This is a genomic window from Saccharicrinis carchari (assembly GCF_900182605.1).
Classification (GTDB): domain Bacteria; phylum Bacteroidota; class Bacteroidia; order Bacteroidales; family Marinilabiliaceae; genus Saccharicrinis; species Saccharicrinis carchari.
The window spans coordinates 108,261-123,738 of sequence record NZ_FXTB01000008.1 but is presented as its reverse complement, the minus strand read 5'-3'; the positions used below and the strand labels follow the sequence as shown (position 1 = coordinate 123,738).

Annotated in this window: 13 protein-coding genes; all 13 read left to right on the top strand. The window is 41.2% G+C overall.

All coding sequences use genetic code 11. The features are described 5' to 3' along the window. Positions 1–74 precede the first annotated feature (74 nt). The 13 genes from FN809_RS13990 (at position 75) to FN809_RS13930 (ending at position 15,462) form a co-directional block, all read left to right on the top strand. A complete protein-coding gene (locus FN809_RS13990) occupies positions 75–2,366 on the top strand; it encodes a family 20 glycosylhydrolase (RefSeq protein WP_185957565.1) in 2,292 nt (763 codons plus the stop codon). Positions 2,367–2,659: 293 nt separating this feature from the next. Beyond that, positions 2,660–3,451, top strand: coding sequence for an arylamine N-acetyltransferase family protein (locus FN809_RS13985; protein WP_221929431.1), 792 nt, complete (start codon positions 2,660–2,662; stop codon positions 3,449–3,451). Between the two features lie 56 nt (positions 3,452–3,507). Beyond that, on the top strand, positions 3,508–4,092 hold the full coding sequence (locus tag FN809_RS13980; RefSeq protein ID WP_142534148.1) for a hypothetical protein: 585 nt from the start codon (positions 3,508–3,510) through the stop codon (positions 4,090–4,092). 408 nt (positions 4,093–4,500) lie between these two features. Then, positions 4,501–5,748: an imidazolonepropionase gene (gene hutI / locus FN809_RS13975; protein ID WP_246095608.1), complete on the top strand. Its 1,248-nt coding sequence runs from the start codon at positions 4,501–4,503 to the stop codon at positions 5,746–5,748. Positions 5,749–6,262: 514 nt separating this feature from the next. Continuing rightward, entirely contained in the window at positions 6,263–6,922 is a 660-nt protein-coding gene (locus FN809_RS13970) for a C40 family peptidase (RefSeq protein WP_142534147.1), read from the top strand. 17 nt (positions 6,923–6,939) lie between these two features. Then, positions 6,940–7,335, top strand: coding sequence for a hypothetical protein (locus FN809_RS13965; RefSeq protein WP_142534146.1), 396 nt, complete (start codon positions 6,940–6,942; stop codon positions 7,333–7,335). A gap of 76 nt (positions 7,336–7,411) precedes the next feature. After that, positions 7,412–9,019, top strand: a complete 1,608-nt coding sequence (locus FN809_RS13960) for a hypothetical protein (protein ID WP_142534145.1) — start codon at positions 7,412–7,414, stop codon at positions 9,017–9,019. Between the two features lie 11 nt (positions 9,020–9,030). Next, positions 9,031–9,372: a hypothetical protein gene (locus FN809_RS13955; protein ID WP_142534144.1), complete on the top strand. Its 342-nt coding sequence runs from the start codon at positions 9,031–9,033 to the stop codon at positions 9,370–9,372. Positions 9,373–9,375: 3 nt separating this feature from the next. Continuing rightward, positions 9,376–10,077: a hypothetical protein gene (locus FN809_RS13950; protein ID WP_142534143.1), complete on the top strand. Its 702-nt coding sequence runs from the start codon at positions 9,376–9,378 to the stop codon at positions 10,075–10,077. Between the two features lie 87 nt (positions 10,078–10,164). Then, positions 10,165–10,632, top strand: a complete 468-nt coding sequence (locus FN809_RS13945) for a hypothetical protein (protein ID WP_142534142.1) — start codon at positions 10,165–10,167, stop codon at positions 10,630–10,632. A 596-nt stretch (positions 10,633–11,228) separates the two neighbouring features. Beyond that, positions 11,229–12,548 (top strand): efflux RND transporter periplasmic adaptor subunit, encoded by a 1,320-nt coding sequence (locus FN809_RS13940; protein WP_246095607.1) that lies wholly within the window; start codon positions 11,229–11,231, stop codon positions 12,546–12,548. Positions 12,549–12,551: 3 nt separating this feature from the next. Continuing rightward, on the top strand, positions 12,552–13,916 hold the full coding sequence (locus FN809_RS13935) for an ABC transporter permease (RefSeq protein WP_142534141.1): 1,365 nt from the start codon (positions 12,552–12,554) through the stop codon (positions 13,914–13,916). A 46-nt stretch (positions 13,917–13,962) separates the two neighbouring features. Further along, positions 13,963–15,462, top strand: coding sequence for a TolC family protein (locus FN809_RS13930; RefSeq protein WP_142534140.1), 1,500 nt, complete (start codon positions 13,963–13,965; stop codon positions 15,460–15,462). Positions 15,463–15,478: the final 16 nt, after the last annotated feature.

The following is a 15,478-nucleotide window of genomic DNA, read 5'->3' as shown; positions in this document are numbered from 1 at the left end:
GGTCGGAGGGAATATTTCCAAGGGTTGTAACTCCAGTCATGATACTTTATACTTTTATCTTAATACTAAAATTAATGAAACACTTATTATTTATCAATTTATTTGTTGCCTTGTTGTTGGCTTCATGCGCAACACCGTCATTTGAGGCCGATCAGGTAGCGTTGATTCCGAAGCCGGACAGTTTTACCCTGCATGAGCAATCGTTCCGTATCTCGGCCAGCACGCCTCTTTTTACGGATAACGAGAAGCAGCGAAAAGCGACGGACTACCTTAATTTTCTGTTAGACAGGGCCGCCGGCTTTGAACTTGCTGTGCAGCAAGGGGAAGGCAGCAAAGGCGTTGTATTCCAAACCGTAGATGGCATGGCCCCCGAAGCTTACCGCCTTGAAGTAAACCCATCGCAAATTTTAGTGCAGGCAAGCGGCGAGGCTGGTTTCTTTTACGGGGTGCAATCGATACGCCAGTTGCTGCCCATTCAAATTGAAAGCAAACAGGTACTCCAGGCAGAATGGCTTGTTCCTTCGGTGGTTATTGAAGATCAACCCCGCTTTGAGTGGCGTGGCATGCACATGGATTTTAGTCGTCACTTTTTTACCCTGGACGAGGTGAAAGAATTCCTCGATTATATGGCGCTGTATAAGCTAAACACTTTCCACATGCACCTGACCGACGACCAGGGATGGCGGATAGAAATAAAAAAATATCCGCTCTTGACCGAAAAGGGCGCCTGGCGTAAGGAAAATGACCACGATAAAACAGCCAATAGACTGGCCAAGACGGATGAGACATTCAAGATGGACCAGCGCCATTATCGCAACATTGACGGTGAGCGCAAGTATGGCGGCTTTTTTACCCAGGAGCAAATCAAGGAGATTATCAAATATGCCGACGAGCGCTGCATTACCGTAATGCCGGAGATTGACATGCCCGGACACTTTAAATCGGCCATCGACAATTACCCTTACCTATCGTGTACCGGTGAAGCCGGATGGGGCGAGGTTTTCTCTACGCCGGCCTGTGTGGGCAAGGAAACTACCTACGAGTTTATGGAAAATATTTTGGCCGAGGTGGCCGAACTGTTCCCTTATGAATATATCCATATCGGTGGCGATGAGGTAAACACAAAGTCGTGGGAAGATTGTCCCAGATGTCAGCGGGAGATGAGAAAGCAAGGCCTAAAAACGGAGCACGAACTGCAAACGCACTTTAACCATCGCATCGAAGCATTTTTGCACAGCAAAGGAAAACGTTTAATGGGATGGGACGAGATTGCTGAGGGTGGACTTACGCCGGATGCCTCCATCATGTGGTGGCGCAACTGGGCACCCACAATGCTTAATGTGGCAGCCGATAACGGTAGTGATATTGTTATTACGCCTGACTTTGAGTATTATTTCGATTTTACCTACGAGGCCACACCCGTACAAAAGACCTACGATTACGAACCTATCCCTGAGGATTTTACTCCGGAGCAGGCAAAGCATATCCTGGGTGTGCAGGCCAATATATGGACCGAGTGGATACCCAATTTTACACGCCTGCAATACCAAACATTTCCACGGCTGCAGGCTTTGGCCGAAACCGGATGGTCAGAAAAGGAAGCAAAGGACTTTGAGGACTTCACGCAACGTTTACTCCCTCATTACGACCGGATGGATGTGATGGGTATTCATTACTATATCCCGGCCGTTGAGGGCTTAAACAAAAAAATAGCCTTTATCGACAGTGCCATGGTAACCCTTGAGGTGCCCCTCCAAGGCGTAGAGATTCGATACACACTCGATGGTTCACAGCCTACCAAAGAGGATTTTCTTTACACAGGGCCGTTTGCCATTAGTAAAAATGCTACCATAAAAGCCCGTGGCTTCCGCGGTAAAATTACCGGCGAAGTTTCCGAGGCCGAAGTTGAAAAACAGTCTTTTCGCGAAGCCGTGAACGTAGATCCCCAAAACAAAGGATTGCAGCGTTGGTTCGTGGAAAATAAGTTTAAAGTGGTGGAAGAGGTAAAGCTACCCCCATCGCCAAAATGGACACATGTAGATAAGCCCGATATGGGTGAGCATGCAGCTCTTAGTCTTTATTCCATGGTTTTTAAGGGTTATTTTAAAGCCGAAAAAGATGGTATGTACGAGTTTGCTGTAACATCCGACGATGGCAGCCTGCTGTATTTTGGCGATAAGCTTATCGTGGACAATGGTGGTAACCATGCCGCCCTGAAACGTTCCGGTATGGTAGCCCTCAAAAAAGGATGGCACCCCATAACCCTCTTTTTCCACCAGGCAGGTGGCGGCGGCGAGCTCAACGTGACCTATGCAGCTCCTGGCGAAGCTTTTAAAGAACTGGACGGAAGTGCTGTTGGGTATTAATGTATGTAATTACCCGGCAAGTAACAGCAGCCAATAATCAAAGGATATGTAATACCGGGTTCTGTGTGGGCCCGGTTTTTAATAATGTAACCACAAAGGACACAAAGGATGCACAAAGGACACAAAATAACCTTGTGAACCTTGTGTTGGCTTTGCGTACTTTGTGGTTGGAACCGAACGGAAGGAGTGGTAACTTTTAAGATTTAAATTAATATAATTAAGTTGCACGCAAACCTCCATAAGAGTTCCTTTCAGCTTTTTATAATGAAAAAATTAAAAAGAATAAATGTTGCATGAGAGAAAAAACAAAACCCACTCATATCCGATCAGATAATTTTAGTTTACAAAGTTACTTGTATAGAGTTAAGTACAGCGGAACCCCAAAATCAGATTACGACAGCATCAAAAAACTGATGCAATGCCAAATGTGTTCGGTTCCCTTTGAAAACCTCGACGTTCAAAAAGGGATGGTCGTATCCTTGTTGCCAAATGATATTGTTGATAAAATTTTAAATAAGCACCGTGGTGGTTATTGTTATGAGGTCAATGGATTATTTGCGCTAGCACTTCAAGAAATTAAGGTGCCTTATATCTTTGTGGCTGCACGACCAATGCCGTACCCAGAAAGACGCCCCAACACCCATATGGCTATCATTGCAACAATTGAAAATGAAGAGTTTTTAATCGACTTGGGATTTGGAAGCTACGGAATAAGAGAACCATTAAAATTAAGTTCGTATAACACGGAAATCGTACAAGGCAAGGATGCCTTTATGTTAGAAAAAACAGCAGAGAATGAGTATTTACTTAAAACCTTAATAAATAAGGAATGGGCAAATCAATATTCTTTTGAGGTTCACCATCACGAGTGGATAGATTTTATACCTGCCAATTATTTTAATTCAACCCATCCCGATTCAATTTTTGTTCAGAAACCTTTTGTTGTCCTATTTAATGCAAATGGTCGCAAAGTATTGTTCGGCAATACACTAAAGTTGATTGAAGATGGCAGCACAGAAAGCATCCTGTTTGAAGAGGAAGAATATGAGGGCATATTGAAACAACATTTTAATCTGCAGCCGTAGCAGAGCAATCGTAAGTCCCAAATTATTCAGACATTTAACCTTTAAAATTCATCATTATGTACAAGTTTGTCTTCCCCCTATTGGTGAGCTTGCTATCCATCACTTCATTCGCTCAAAAAAACGAAGTCAAAGTGATGTATTCTCCGGTATCGCTTCAGCGTATGGACGGATGGGGTACAAATTACGATGGCCTCGACCCTAAATACTCGGGTGCTTTTATGATTGATTATAACCGTTACCTAAAACCCCGATTGAAATTAGGTTTCAACGCAAGCTATGAGCGAAAGAAGGTGTCAGGCACAAAATCCTATATTTATTGTAACCTCAATCCTCCCTATGATTGTATCGACCAATCTTATAAACAGTCCAATAAAGAAAGTTTGTTTTTCTTTGGCCCTCAATTTGGATTTGAATACCTACAAAAAGATAATTTTCGCCTGGGCAGTTTAGTTGGTGTTTCTTTGGTTTTATCTAACCGGGAAGATATAGTGGATTTTATAACAGAGAAGGAGTCGGATGTAAACTTGTTTTTTCATGCCGAACTGCTAAACTTTACCTGGGGCAAAACCAATGGACTTACAGGGCAGTTGGGGGTGGGTCACAAAGGATTATTTAGCCTGGGTTACTTTTTTCGATGGTAAAATTCCGTCCTTTCCGGAATACTTGCCCTTGTACAAGGATACCATTTATTTTTCATTAAGCGCCAGATATGATAAATACGACAGTGCATAAAAAAGCCTGTCTGAAAACAGACAGGCCTACAGAAACATTCTAATAAAACTAACCTAAACCTCACACACATTTTGAATGTTCCTATAATATTGTAGTAGTAGGGAATAATTTATTAATCCTAAAATACAACCATATCTGTTTGATGTCAATACTTTTTGTAGTTTAATTTTCGTTTTTACCATTTTTTAGTTTGAATTTATTTCGGATGGCATACCAAAAACAATAACCGACTTATCACATGCTGATTGTTGTCATTGGCAAAGGGTAAATAGATTGTTATTTTTATCCTATTGCATACGAGATAAAAAACCTGTCCATTGAAAACAACACTGATTAAGAATATTAAGGAGCTTGCGGGCATTGTTACAGATGCTGCTACAAAATATCACGCCGGTGGCCAAATGGCCATTTTAAATAGTATTGATGATGCTTATTTAATTATCGAAGACGATGTTATTGCAGCATTTGGTTCAATGTGCGACCTAAAACCGCAGCATTTCGATGAGGAGATAGATGCGAGTGGCAAAACCTTATTGCCAGCCTGGTGCGATTCGCATACCCACCTGGTATTTCCCGCTACCCGCGAAATTGAATATATCGATAAGATAAAAGGACTCTCGTACGAGGATATAGCCCGCAGGGGCGGAGGTATTTTAAATTCGGCGAAGACGATGGTTAACATGCCGGAGCAGCAACTTTTTGATGACGCATGGCAAAGGCTCCACGAAATCGCGCGTTGGGGTACAGGCGCTGTAGAGATAAAAAGTGGTTATGGACTATCTTTAGATAGTGAGCTTAAGATGCTTCGTGTAATTAAACGATTAAAACAAAAAAGCGAACTAAGCATTAAGTCTACTTTTTTGGGTGCACATGCGCTTCCTGCCGAATATAAGAATAACCGCGAGGGATACCTGCGCCTTATCATTGACGAAATGCTACCAGCCATCGCGCACGAAAATCTGGCCGACTATATTGATGTGTTCTGCGACAAAGGTTTTTTTACCGTGGATGAAACGGATAAAATATTAAAAGCCGGTGCCAGGTATAACCTGCCGCCTAAAATTCATGCCAATGAGCTTGACTTCTCGGGTGGGGTGCAGATAGGGGTAAAGCACAAGGCTCGCTCGGTAGATCATTTGGAGTTTGTAGGCGAAAAAGAAATAGCGGCACTCCTTAATTCGGATACAATGCCTACGGTGTTACCCGGGGCAGCCTTTTTTTTGAACATGAGGTATGCGCCCGTTCGACAGATGATTTCAGCCGGTTTGCCCTTAGCTTTGGCTACGGACTTTAATCCGGGCTCATCTCCATCGGGTAATATGCAATGGATCATTTCGATGGCAAGCGTACTGTATAAAATGTTGCCAAACGAAGCCATCAATGCCGTTACCCTAAATGGCGCCTATGCTATGGGTATAGAAGAGGTGCTGGGTTCTATAACGCTTGGTAAGAAAGCAAACCTCATACTTACAAAAGCCATCCCAAATATTGCCTACATCCCCTATTATTATGGCGAAAATAAAGTAGACACCATTTTTATAAACGGAAAAATTATAAATGCATAGTTTTTTTTATCTAAAAGCCCCTTAACCTGAAATAGACATAAATTTTCGCTATTATAAATAAGGCTCGGTGGATGTTTGGTTGATCCTGCTGCCGTCACCGATTTTCATCCGGGTTAACTCCTTGCTCGTCTGAGGTTATTTTTCTGCGCAAGTCTCTCGCTAGGGGCTAATTCTTTTGGCGTATGCTATGTCGCTTATAGGGTCTACGCTATAATATCTGGCCAAATAAAAGAGCTTTGGTCGAGTACGGTAAGCCCTAACGGTTACCTAAAGGCAGGTGACATGGTTGAACAATATTTTACAAAACTTTAGTGAATTAAAAATCTACAGCCTGCCTGCTCCTTACTTTCCTGATGTCAAACTTCGTTACCGGAGGTTGAAATAATTCTTACCATAACAGGCGACTTAGCCCAGTATTTAAGATAACTGATTTTTATCAGCTATTGCTTTTTGTTTTATTTTTCAGGAACTTGTACAGAAACAACACTTTTCTTATCAAATAAAACAATTTCCGATGCAAAACATACTGCAAATTGCTGCCGGGCAAATAGGAGTGCAGGAATTGGCCGGTGAAGCAGACAATCCTGTAATAGTTAAATATGCGCATGAGTCGGGTTTTACCCAGGTAAACGATGACGAAACAGCATGGTGTAGCATCTTTGTTAACTGGTGCTGCGAACAAGCGGGTCTGCAGCGTTCGCATAAGATGAATGCCCGAAGCTGGCTGTATGTAGGTAAAACAATAAACAAGCCCTATGCAGGTGACATAGTAGTGCTCTGGCGCGAAAGCCCAAGCTCATGGAAAGGCCATGTGGGTATATTTTTAGGTTATACCAAAGATCGAAACCATATTTTTGTGTTGGGTGGAAACCAAAAAAACAGTGTCTCGGTTCAAGCTTATGATGCTTCGCGGGTTTTGGCTTTTAAACGTTTAATGGCAAGCCAGGGCTTAGAAGTACCTAAACCGTTGCTTACCCTTGGCAGCCGTGGAAACGAAGTAATGAAATTACAGGTAATATTAATTGATTTGGGATACGACTGTGGGGCAGTAGACGGAATTTTCGGTCCCCGAACCAAAGAACATCTGTCGGCATTTCAAACTTCCGAAAATCTGAAAGAAAAAAATGGAGTGTACGATGAGCATACCCAAAAAAAATTCCAATCTATTTATTAAGCTAATACATTTAAATAATGGCTACACAAACAAATAACGAAGGCAAAGAAAAGCTTAAAGGTGGCTTTGTAAATTTGCTAAAAAAAATTGGTGGGGTTATCGAAGATGCGGCTTCACTCGAAGTAACCACTTTTACAGGTAACTTCGAATACAAAATATCCGACGTGGTAAAAAACGATGTGAACAAGGTGAGGATAGAGAACGTACTTAAATCGCTGACCGTTCATAATCAATCTAACCTTAATCTGGTGGCTTATACCAACGTTAAGATTGACTCGGATGTATCTACCATTGTAAAATCTGACTTATCCCCAGCCGACGAGGAATTGCTTAAATTGCATAAAGATATGCTTAGTTCATCTAAAGAGGCGCGTGAATCGGTTATAAAGTTGGTTATGGATTTGGTTCGATAGCTTCCTTTATATACACTAAAAAGTAGATACTTGGTGGGGTAGCAGTTTTTAAACGATAACTTCAAAATGCAACGCTATGTTAAGCTCTGAGGAGTTCATATTAGAACAGTGCGAAAAAGAACTAAATCTTTTTCCGAAAAGCGACAGCGAAATTTCGCAACATTTGATGGAGTTGGGTTATCTACCGGCACATTTGGTCAATACTTTTAGCCAAAAGCATGAAGATGTGGCCATAGAAAAGTTTGAATATGATCTTATCGATTCAGGTATTTTTACTTTAAGTGAAATTGTACACCAAAGAAAACTGGGCAGAGAGTCTTATGTAAAATATTTTTTACGCCGACTCACCGACATTGACGAAGGTATAACCTTTGAAAGCTTACCCCAGCGCGGACAAACCACCTTAGCAAGCCGGGTAATTCATTATCGTTTGGATTTATTTGGGTTATGGGTGCAGCCAATTGAAATACCTTTCGGTATGGCTTCGATGATGAGTATTATGCAGATTGCCGGGTTTGGCAGGTGTAATGCCCTGGAAGCGGTTAATCATTTAGCCAATGTGCAGGAATTTACCAATCATTTGTTACAGCAGCATGATAAAGAAAATTTTGTGTTGAGCTTTTATTCAGCACAAGCTTCTGAAAAGCTCAAACGGAAGCTGGATAGGAGGCGACGGTTCGGAGCACAGCTCGAAGATGATTTTGGTAATAGTAATACGTATATTGATTTACTGCAAAAGCATATTTTTAAAAACAACCAGAATAATATTGATTATGTCTTTTTAAGGCGAGAGAGTAATAACCCCTTAAAGCAATTTTTGGTGCGATTAATACAAGTGCATCAGTGGCAGGAGGGATTTTACGATGGCTTGCTGGATTCTAATCTAGGTGACCTAAGTTTGGATAGTATCCTTCAATCCATCCGGTCGCACAACGAAGCGGATAAAAAGGATGTTAAAATACACCGGGTGCTGACCTATTTGGGCAATGGTTATTTTATGTTTAACGCATTGTTTTTCCTGACTGAATATGCCATAGAAGAAAACATGGTGGATGAAACGCAGATTTGGGACTCGTTGACAAGCGACATTAAAAACGCACAGCCGGAGCAGCAACAGATATTCCAGGATAACCTGCAGGATCTGAGAGTGGGCATACAGAAACAACAATCCTCCATATCGCAAAAAAAAGGAATACTTAAGCGATTATACTATGGAATTAAAAAATTATTAAAAAAAGCTTTTCGCTTTGCAAAAAAAATGTTCAAATGGGTAGTGAACAAAGCCAGTAGAGTATGGGGCTTTTTAAAAAGATTTTTTGCTAATTTCTTCGACAGGCTAAAGGTCGGATTGGCTGCTTTTATCGATGGTATCCGCTTTTTAATTGGGCGAAAAGTAATTTTTACCGGTAACCGCTTCCGTTTTATCAGCACCTGGTGCCGTCTTGATGCCGATGTATCTACCATTGCCATTGATGCCAGTGCCAACATGATAAAAGAACATACCAAAGAGGTCAGATACCGATGGGCCGCACTTGCGTTTTCCTTGGCAGTTACAGGCCTTGTGCTTAAAAGCTTATCGCGGGCACTCAATGTATTGAGTTGGCCCTTGGCTCTGTTTTCCATAGTCAACAGTTTTAAGGTAGTATCGGAGCAGTATAAAAAATTAGAACTCGTAACAAATTAAAAATAGAAGTTATGTCAAAAGCAGAACAAATTATTAAGAACATATCGGATAAGATAGACGATTTGACAACACTAAAGATCCAGACCTTAATGGGCACTTTGGTAACTAACGACGATGGTACTACTGTTTCATTTAAGCCCAACAATGAGGTGAAAGGGATGATTAGCCATATCGATTTGGTTGATGGAGATATTCAAACAGACTTGTCGGAGGAGTTTTATCAAAAGTACCCCGAGTTGGTACAGTTTCATCAATCACGCGAAGCCAGAGGGAGTGAGATAATTGAAAACAACATTCAAACCCTGAAAACCATTATTGATGTACTTTTCGATCTCAAGGATAAAATAGGTTAATCAATGGCTAACGGATCAAATAAAAAAAATGCCATCGTTTCCATGCTCGAAGATTTAACTCATCTTCAAATCGATACCATTATAAAAAAAGGAATGACGGCTGCAAATCCCCCCGATAGGGTGGAGGAATTGCTCTTTCGGCTTCATGCGCGCTACGTTTGTAAGGTAAAAGATATTATAAAGGATAACGATTTTGAGGGTTTTACCTTTGTGCTTGGTGATTGCATATGCTTCAGTAATCTGTTAGATACACTATCCAAATTGCAGGATTATATGAACGAAAACGATCTTTGGATGGAAGATACTGATTATATGGTATTTTTGCGAATGCTTTCGTTTTGTCAATTTATAGCGTCATTGAGTCGAAGTGAAGCCTATAAAATAAAAGAGAACCCCGAAAAAACTGCTTTAACAGTAGAGCTTAGCAACTACAATAAGTTTACCTTAAAAGGCCCCGTAGCCCCAAAGGAACTCGCTAATTTAAAACGGTCTTTTGACTTGGGCATCGAAAAAATTGTGATGCAAACAAGGATGGGCATTGATGGCGACATCGTTTCCCGTATTGAGGAGGGTTTTGCCAATAAGCCGCGCCAGCTCATCATCGATATTCATGATAAACACACGAAGCTCTCCATTGACTATTGGAACAGCCTGATAAGTACCGCCGTAAAAATAGTGGGAGAGATATTTGAAAGAAAAGCTTAATTGAGAATTCTCATTCCTTTTTTAACACGGAGCGTGCTGTTTTTAGTGAGCCACGCAAAAATACCTTAGCACTAAGATGCACTACTAATGCTTTTAAATCAATCTATTCTCACACTCGTCCGTAAAGGGAGATATCAGGTACAAACACCCGAAAAGGTGGAAAGTCCCGCGGTTTTAACCATCTTTTATTTAGATGGAGATATTTTGGTGTATTTTAATGAAAATAGGCTGGCCGACAATCAGCAGATATATATAGATCATTTTAAGAAACTGGATGTATTTCTGAAGCAAATAAAACAACAACTGCGCACTATTGAAATATTGGTGACAGCAGGACTCTTCGGTTTTTCAATGATGAGTTTAATATGGGCCGAGGCAGACAGATATGTGGCGCTGTTAGTACCTGCCTTAATTGGTACAGCAGCCTGGTATGGCCGTAAGTTGTTGGCAAAAGGTGTAATGAACATTGTATATAGAGGTTTTTTTAAAATAAGGAAAAGAATAGTGTTTAATAAAGATTTGTTTAGCAGGCGAAAAGCCGATGATAAGCCTTAATGCCGATACTACGGTGGGTGCAGTGCGCACCTTGGTGATAAATAAATGAGCCGGTGGGGGTGGACTGATTTTAGACTACAAAGCTTTAAAAACATCATTGAAAAAGGTGTAGCTATAATAGAAGCCGTGTGTCCGTATGCCTGTAGTAAAGCGTTGCTATTACTTAATAATTTACGGGTGAAAGATTAACTTATCGGATAAGAAGATGCCAAAAATGACGAGCTTCCGGCCTGTTCCGGGTAGCTCGTCTTTTACTAACAGGGTAGCCGAGCAGTAAAAATAAATTATCCTTAGTTTTATTTGTCTTTTTTCGGTTAGTGTCTGTTCCGAAACAGCCTTGGAAGCTTTGGGATGGTAAATTCTTTAATCATATACTAAGGTCTGAATGCCCGAGGCTCGATGTATAGAAATATAAAGAAAGAGGTAAAACGAGACTTTGTAAAATTATCTGATTATCTCCATAATATGTTTTTTATCAGTTCCATTTGCAGGTTATTTTTTTAAGTTTGCAGTGCGCTGCAAATGGCACTGTTTTTGATGCAATTTGCGACCTCTCCTGAACTATAAACGCTATTATAATGAGGATGAATAAAAAAATGGGTGCATTAATAATTGCATCGTTGATATTTCTTGCCGGTATTGTATACTTCGGTTTTACTAAAACCACGGTCCTTAGTAGTAATTCTATTACAACAAAAGTTGTAAAAGGTAAATTTGAGTCCTTTGTATACAGCACCGGACAGTTAGAGGCACAAAACTCGGTAAGCATAAATGTTCCAACCGAACTCTCGGCACGTTACATAGATATTTACGAAATTAAAGTGACCAAGATTATTGAGGAAGGAACAGTAGTTGATTCGGGTGATTACGTGGCATCCCTTGACCATAGTGCGGTGGAAGAGAAAATGACCGAAGCCTTAACCAGGCTAACCGAAGAATTGGAACAATATGAGGACGCTAAGTTGGATACCAATATCAACCTAAGCAATTTGCGCGATAATTTGGTAAATGCCAAAATCGATCTGGAAGAAAAGGAACTCATACTAAAGCAATCAGTTTACGAATCGCCATCGGCCATACGACAAGCAGAACTAAATTTTCAGAAAGCCAAGAGGAATCTCAATCAAGAGGAGCGGAACTATGAATTAAAAAAACAACAAAACGCCCTTAAGGTAAACAGAGCCTATAACGAAATAGAAAGGGTGCGCACCCGAATAAATGAAATTGAAAAGCTGTTCGAAGCTATCGATGTAAAGGCTCCTGCTCCGGGTATGCTAATTTATAGCTACGACCGTATGGGAAATAAAATACGGGCCGGGAGCGTAATTAGCCGTTGGTCGCCTAAAATAGCGGAGCTTCCCGATTTAACGTCAATGGTTTCAAAAACTTTTATCAACGAGGTGGACATCAGCAAAATTAAGGTAGGACAAAAAGTTAAGGTGGGTGTAGATGCCTTTCCGGAGAAAGAGTTTGATGGTGAAGTAACCGAAGTGGCCAACATTGGTCAGGTAATTCCGGGGGGCGACGCAAAGGTTTTTGAAGTATCCATCAAGGTTAACGGCTACGACAAGGACTTACGCCCGGCCATGACCACCGTTAATGTTATTACCATCAATGTATTGGATGATGTGGCGTATGTGCCAGCCGAAGCCGTTTTCGAAAACGATTCTTTATCGTATGTATATTTGGCTAATCGGCCTAACCTAAGGCAAATAGTTGAAATTGGAGCCGAAAATGAAAACTATGTTCAAATAAAGCAAGGGGTGGAAGAGGGAGAAACATTACTAATGAACGAGCCGGTTACGGAATCGCCGATGGAGTATGTAGGCTTGGATATTTATGAATATTTATTGAAACAGGACTCAGCGGACACCATTGAAACAGAAAAAAAGCCACTAACCTTTAACGTCCGATAAATCATGCGCGAAATAAGGCAATTATATACCCGTTATATCCACAATGTTATTATCGCCATTGAAGCTATCATGGCTAATACTGTTAAATCGTTGCTAACCGCGTTAGGTATAATGTTCGGAGTAGCCGCAGTAATAAGCATGTTGGCCATAGGCAAGGGAGCACAGCAGGAAGTGCTGGAGCAAATTAAATTGGTGGGTGTCAATAATATTATCATCACACCGGTTAAAGAATCGGTAGTGAGCAATGCCAATCAGCAAAGTGATGAAGAAGGGGAGGAGAAAAAAGGAAAAAGAAAATCCAACGGACTAACCCTTAGCGATGCCCATGCCATCCTTAAAACCATACCATCGGTTGCCAAGGTCAGCCCGGTGGTTTCGATGAATTATTATGCCATAAACAAAGGCAAAAGTCAGCCTATTGTATTAGAAGGTGTTTCAACCGATTATTTTTCGTTACTAAATATAGGTATCGTTCAGGGCAAGGCATTTAGCAAGGAACAGAACCAAAAGAGCCAGCCTGTATGTGTTATTGGTTATAATGTCAAAGACAAATTTTTTAATCAGGATAACCCCATTGGCAAATATATCAAAGTGGGCGAAAACTGGTTGCAAGTAGTTGGCGTGGCCGAAAAAAGGGATTTTACTACCTCGGCATCTGACGAAATGGGGATCAGCTCATCCGACAATAAAGTTTTTGTGCCTACCCAATCTTTGTTGCTGAGATATAAAGATCGATCCAGGATTAATCCTGTAGAGCTTGAACGTATGAGTAGGGGAGGAGGTCGCGGCAGAAGTACGCAGGTAAGCAATGCTCAGATTGAAAATCAGTTAGATAAAATAGTGGTACAGGTAAAGGAAACAGAGCAACTGAGCGCCACCGCCGACATTATAAAGCGGATGTTGCTGAGGCGGCATTCCAATATGTACGATTTTCAGGTTACCGTGCCCGAACTTCTGCTAAAGCAACAACAAAAAACAAACGATATTTTTAACATTGTCCTTGGTGCTATCGCAGGTATTTCGTTGCTGGTAGGGGGGATAGGCATTATGAATATTATGCTGGCTTCGGTGTGGGAACGTATCCGCGAAATAGGAACCCGTCAGGCTATTGGTGCTTCGCGTAAAGATATTATTGTGCAATTTCTGTCGGAATCGACTTTAATCAGTATAGGGGGAGGAATTATCGGTGTTATCATCGGTGTGCTGATGGCTTATACCATTGAGGTAACTGCAGATATAAAAACCATCGTTTCATTTTGGTCCGTATTTATAGCCTTTGGCGTATCAGCAACAGTAGGGGTGGTGTTCGGCTATATACCGGCCCGCAGCGCCGCTAATCAGGACCCGGTTGAATCTTTGAGACATTAGCATTAGAAAATCAGTATTTAGGTATCAGTATAAAGACTCCCGTAAAATGGCAAAAATATTTTTAAAGAGAATAGCACTTCTTTTAGTTATAAACGTAATAATATTCTCCAAAGCCGCAGCCCAAAAAGAAGAAATAAAACTGAACATGACCTTGGACCAGGCTATCGAGATTGCCTTTGAGCAATCGATACTGAGCTTTAAACAAAAGCACATGTATTTGGCCCGATATTGGGAGTTCAGGAGCTATAAGGCCGAAAGGTTGCCACTGCTCGGATTGAGCTCAACGCCTATTAATTATCAGAGTACTATTTCTTCCAGGTATATTAATGGCGAGGACGTACTTGTTCCATCAAAAAATCTGAGCTCCAATGCGACCTTGGATTTATCGCAAAACATTACGGCTACAGGAGCAAGGGTATCCGTATTTAGTGAGTTTAGGCGTCTCGAAAATCTTGAGAGCGGTAATATTTCCTATTCCTCCATCCCAATTTCAGTAGGGATATCACAACCCATTGGTGGGTACAATCGTTTTAAATGGCGATCCATGTTAGAGCCGCTAAAGTTTGAGCAGGCCAAATTGGAATACCTTCAAGGCTTACAAGAGCTCTCGGGCAGAACCACTAACGTGTTTTTTAATTTAGCCAAAGCCGAAATTAATCTGGGTATTGCCGAAACCAACCTGTCCAATGCCGATACTTTATATCGAATAGGCAAGGGACGTTTTGAGATTGGAACCGTTACACAGGACGAGTTGCTCGATTTGGAGTTAAGTTACCTGAACGCCAATATTAATTTGAGTAGGGCAAAGGTTGATTTAGAGCAAGCGCGTTCTACCATTAACTCTTTTTTGGGTTTCGACGAAAATGTACACATAGAATGTATATTGCCATCGAGCATACCGGAATTTAAAATACAGCTTGATCGGGCCCTGGCAATGGCCTACGAAAATAATCCTGACGTTTTAAACTTTGAGCAACGCCTTATCCAGGCCGATAGTGAAATTGCTCAGGCAAAAGGAACAGATGGCTTTGATATAGGTATTAGGGGTAACTTTGGTTACAACAAAAATACCGATAATTTCGACGAAGTTTATTCATCTCCCTTCGAAAGAGATCAAAGACTTAGCCTTACGCTAGGTGTGCCTATTATTGATTGGGGCAAGAGGCGCGGACAGGTGCAGATGGCACGTTCCAACAAAGAGGTCACCGAAGCCGAAGTGCGCCAGGCGAAAATTGATTTTGAACAAAACGTTTTTCTTCAGGTAATGGAATTTAATATGCAGGAAGAACAGGTGAAGATTTCTGCCAAAGCCGATACCATTGCCCAGCTGGGTTATGAGGTGACAAAACAACGTTTTTTAATAGATAAGGTAGATGTAATAAAACTAAATTCTGCCCGTAATTCGGTAGACGCTGCTAAACGTAGTTACATTCAAAGCTTGCAAACCTATTGGACCAATTATTTTAATATCAGACGAATAACTTTGTTCGATTTTGAGGGTGGGCAATCCCTGATAAAAGAATTGGATGACCTTTTACAGAATTGAGTATAAACCCTAATAG

What these genes read in the sequence shown, in the direction of transcription:
- FN809_RS13990 (WP_185957565.1), top strand. Translation starts at nt 75, where the DNA reads ATGAAACACTTATTATTTATCAATTTATTTGTTGCCTTGTTGTTGGCT.
- FN809_RS13940 (WP_246095607.1), top strand. Translation starts at nt 11,229, where the DNA reads ATGGGTGCATTAATAATTGCATCGTTGATATTTCTTGCCGGTATTGTA.
- FN809_RS13970 (WP_142534147.1), top strand. Translation starts at nt 6,263, where the DNA reads ATGCAAAACATACTGCAAATTGCTGCCGGGCAAATAGGAGTGCAGGAA.
- FN809_RS13980 (WP_142534148.1), top strand. Translation starts at nt 3,508, where the DNA reads ATGTACAAGTTTGTCTTCCCCCTATTGGTGAGCTTGCTATCCATCACT.
- FN809_RS13950 (WP_142534143.1), top strand. Translation starts at nt 9,376, where the DNA reads ATGGCTAACGGATCAAATAAAAAAAATGCCATCGTTTCCATGCTCGAA.
- FN809_RS13935 (WP_142534141.1), top strand. Translation starts at nt 12,552, where the DNA reads ATGCGCGAAATAAGGCAATTATATACCCGTTATATCCACAATGTTATT.
- FN809_RS13955 (WP_142534144.1), top strand. Translation starts at nt 9,031, where the DNA reads ATGTCAAAAGCAGAACAAATTATTAAGAACATATCGGATAAGATAGAC.
- FN809_RS13965 (WP_142534146.1), top strand. Translation starts at nt 6,940, where the DNA reads ATGGCTACACAAACAAATAACGAAGGCAAAGAAAAGCTTAAAGGTGGC.
- FN809_RS13985 (WP_221929431.1), top strand. Translation starts at nt 2,660, where the DNA reads ATGAGAGAAAAAACAAAACCCACTCATATCCGATCAGATAATTTTAGT.
- FN809_RS13930 (WP_142534140.1), top strand. Translation starts at nt 13,963, where the DNA reads ATGGCAAAAATATTTTTAAAGAGAATAGCACTTCTTTTAGTTATAAAC.
- FN809_RS13945 (WP_142534142.1), top strand. Translation starts at nt 10,165, where the DNA reads ATGCTTTTAAATCAATCTATTCTCACACTCGTCCGTAAAGGGAGATAT.
- FN809_RS13960 (WP_142534145.1), top strand. Translation starts at nt 7,412, where the DNA reads ATGTTAAGCTCTGAGGAGTTCATATTAGAACAGTGCGAAAAAGAACTA.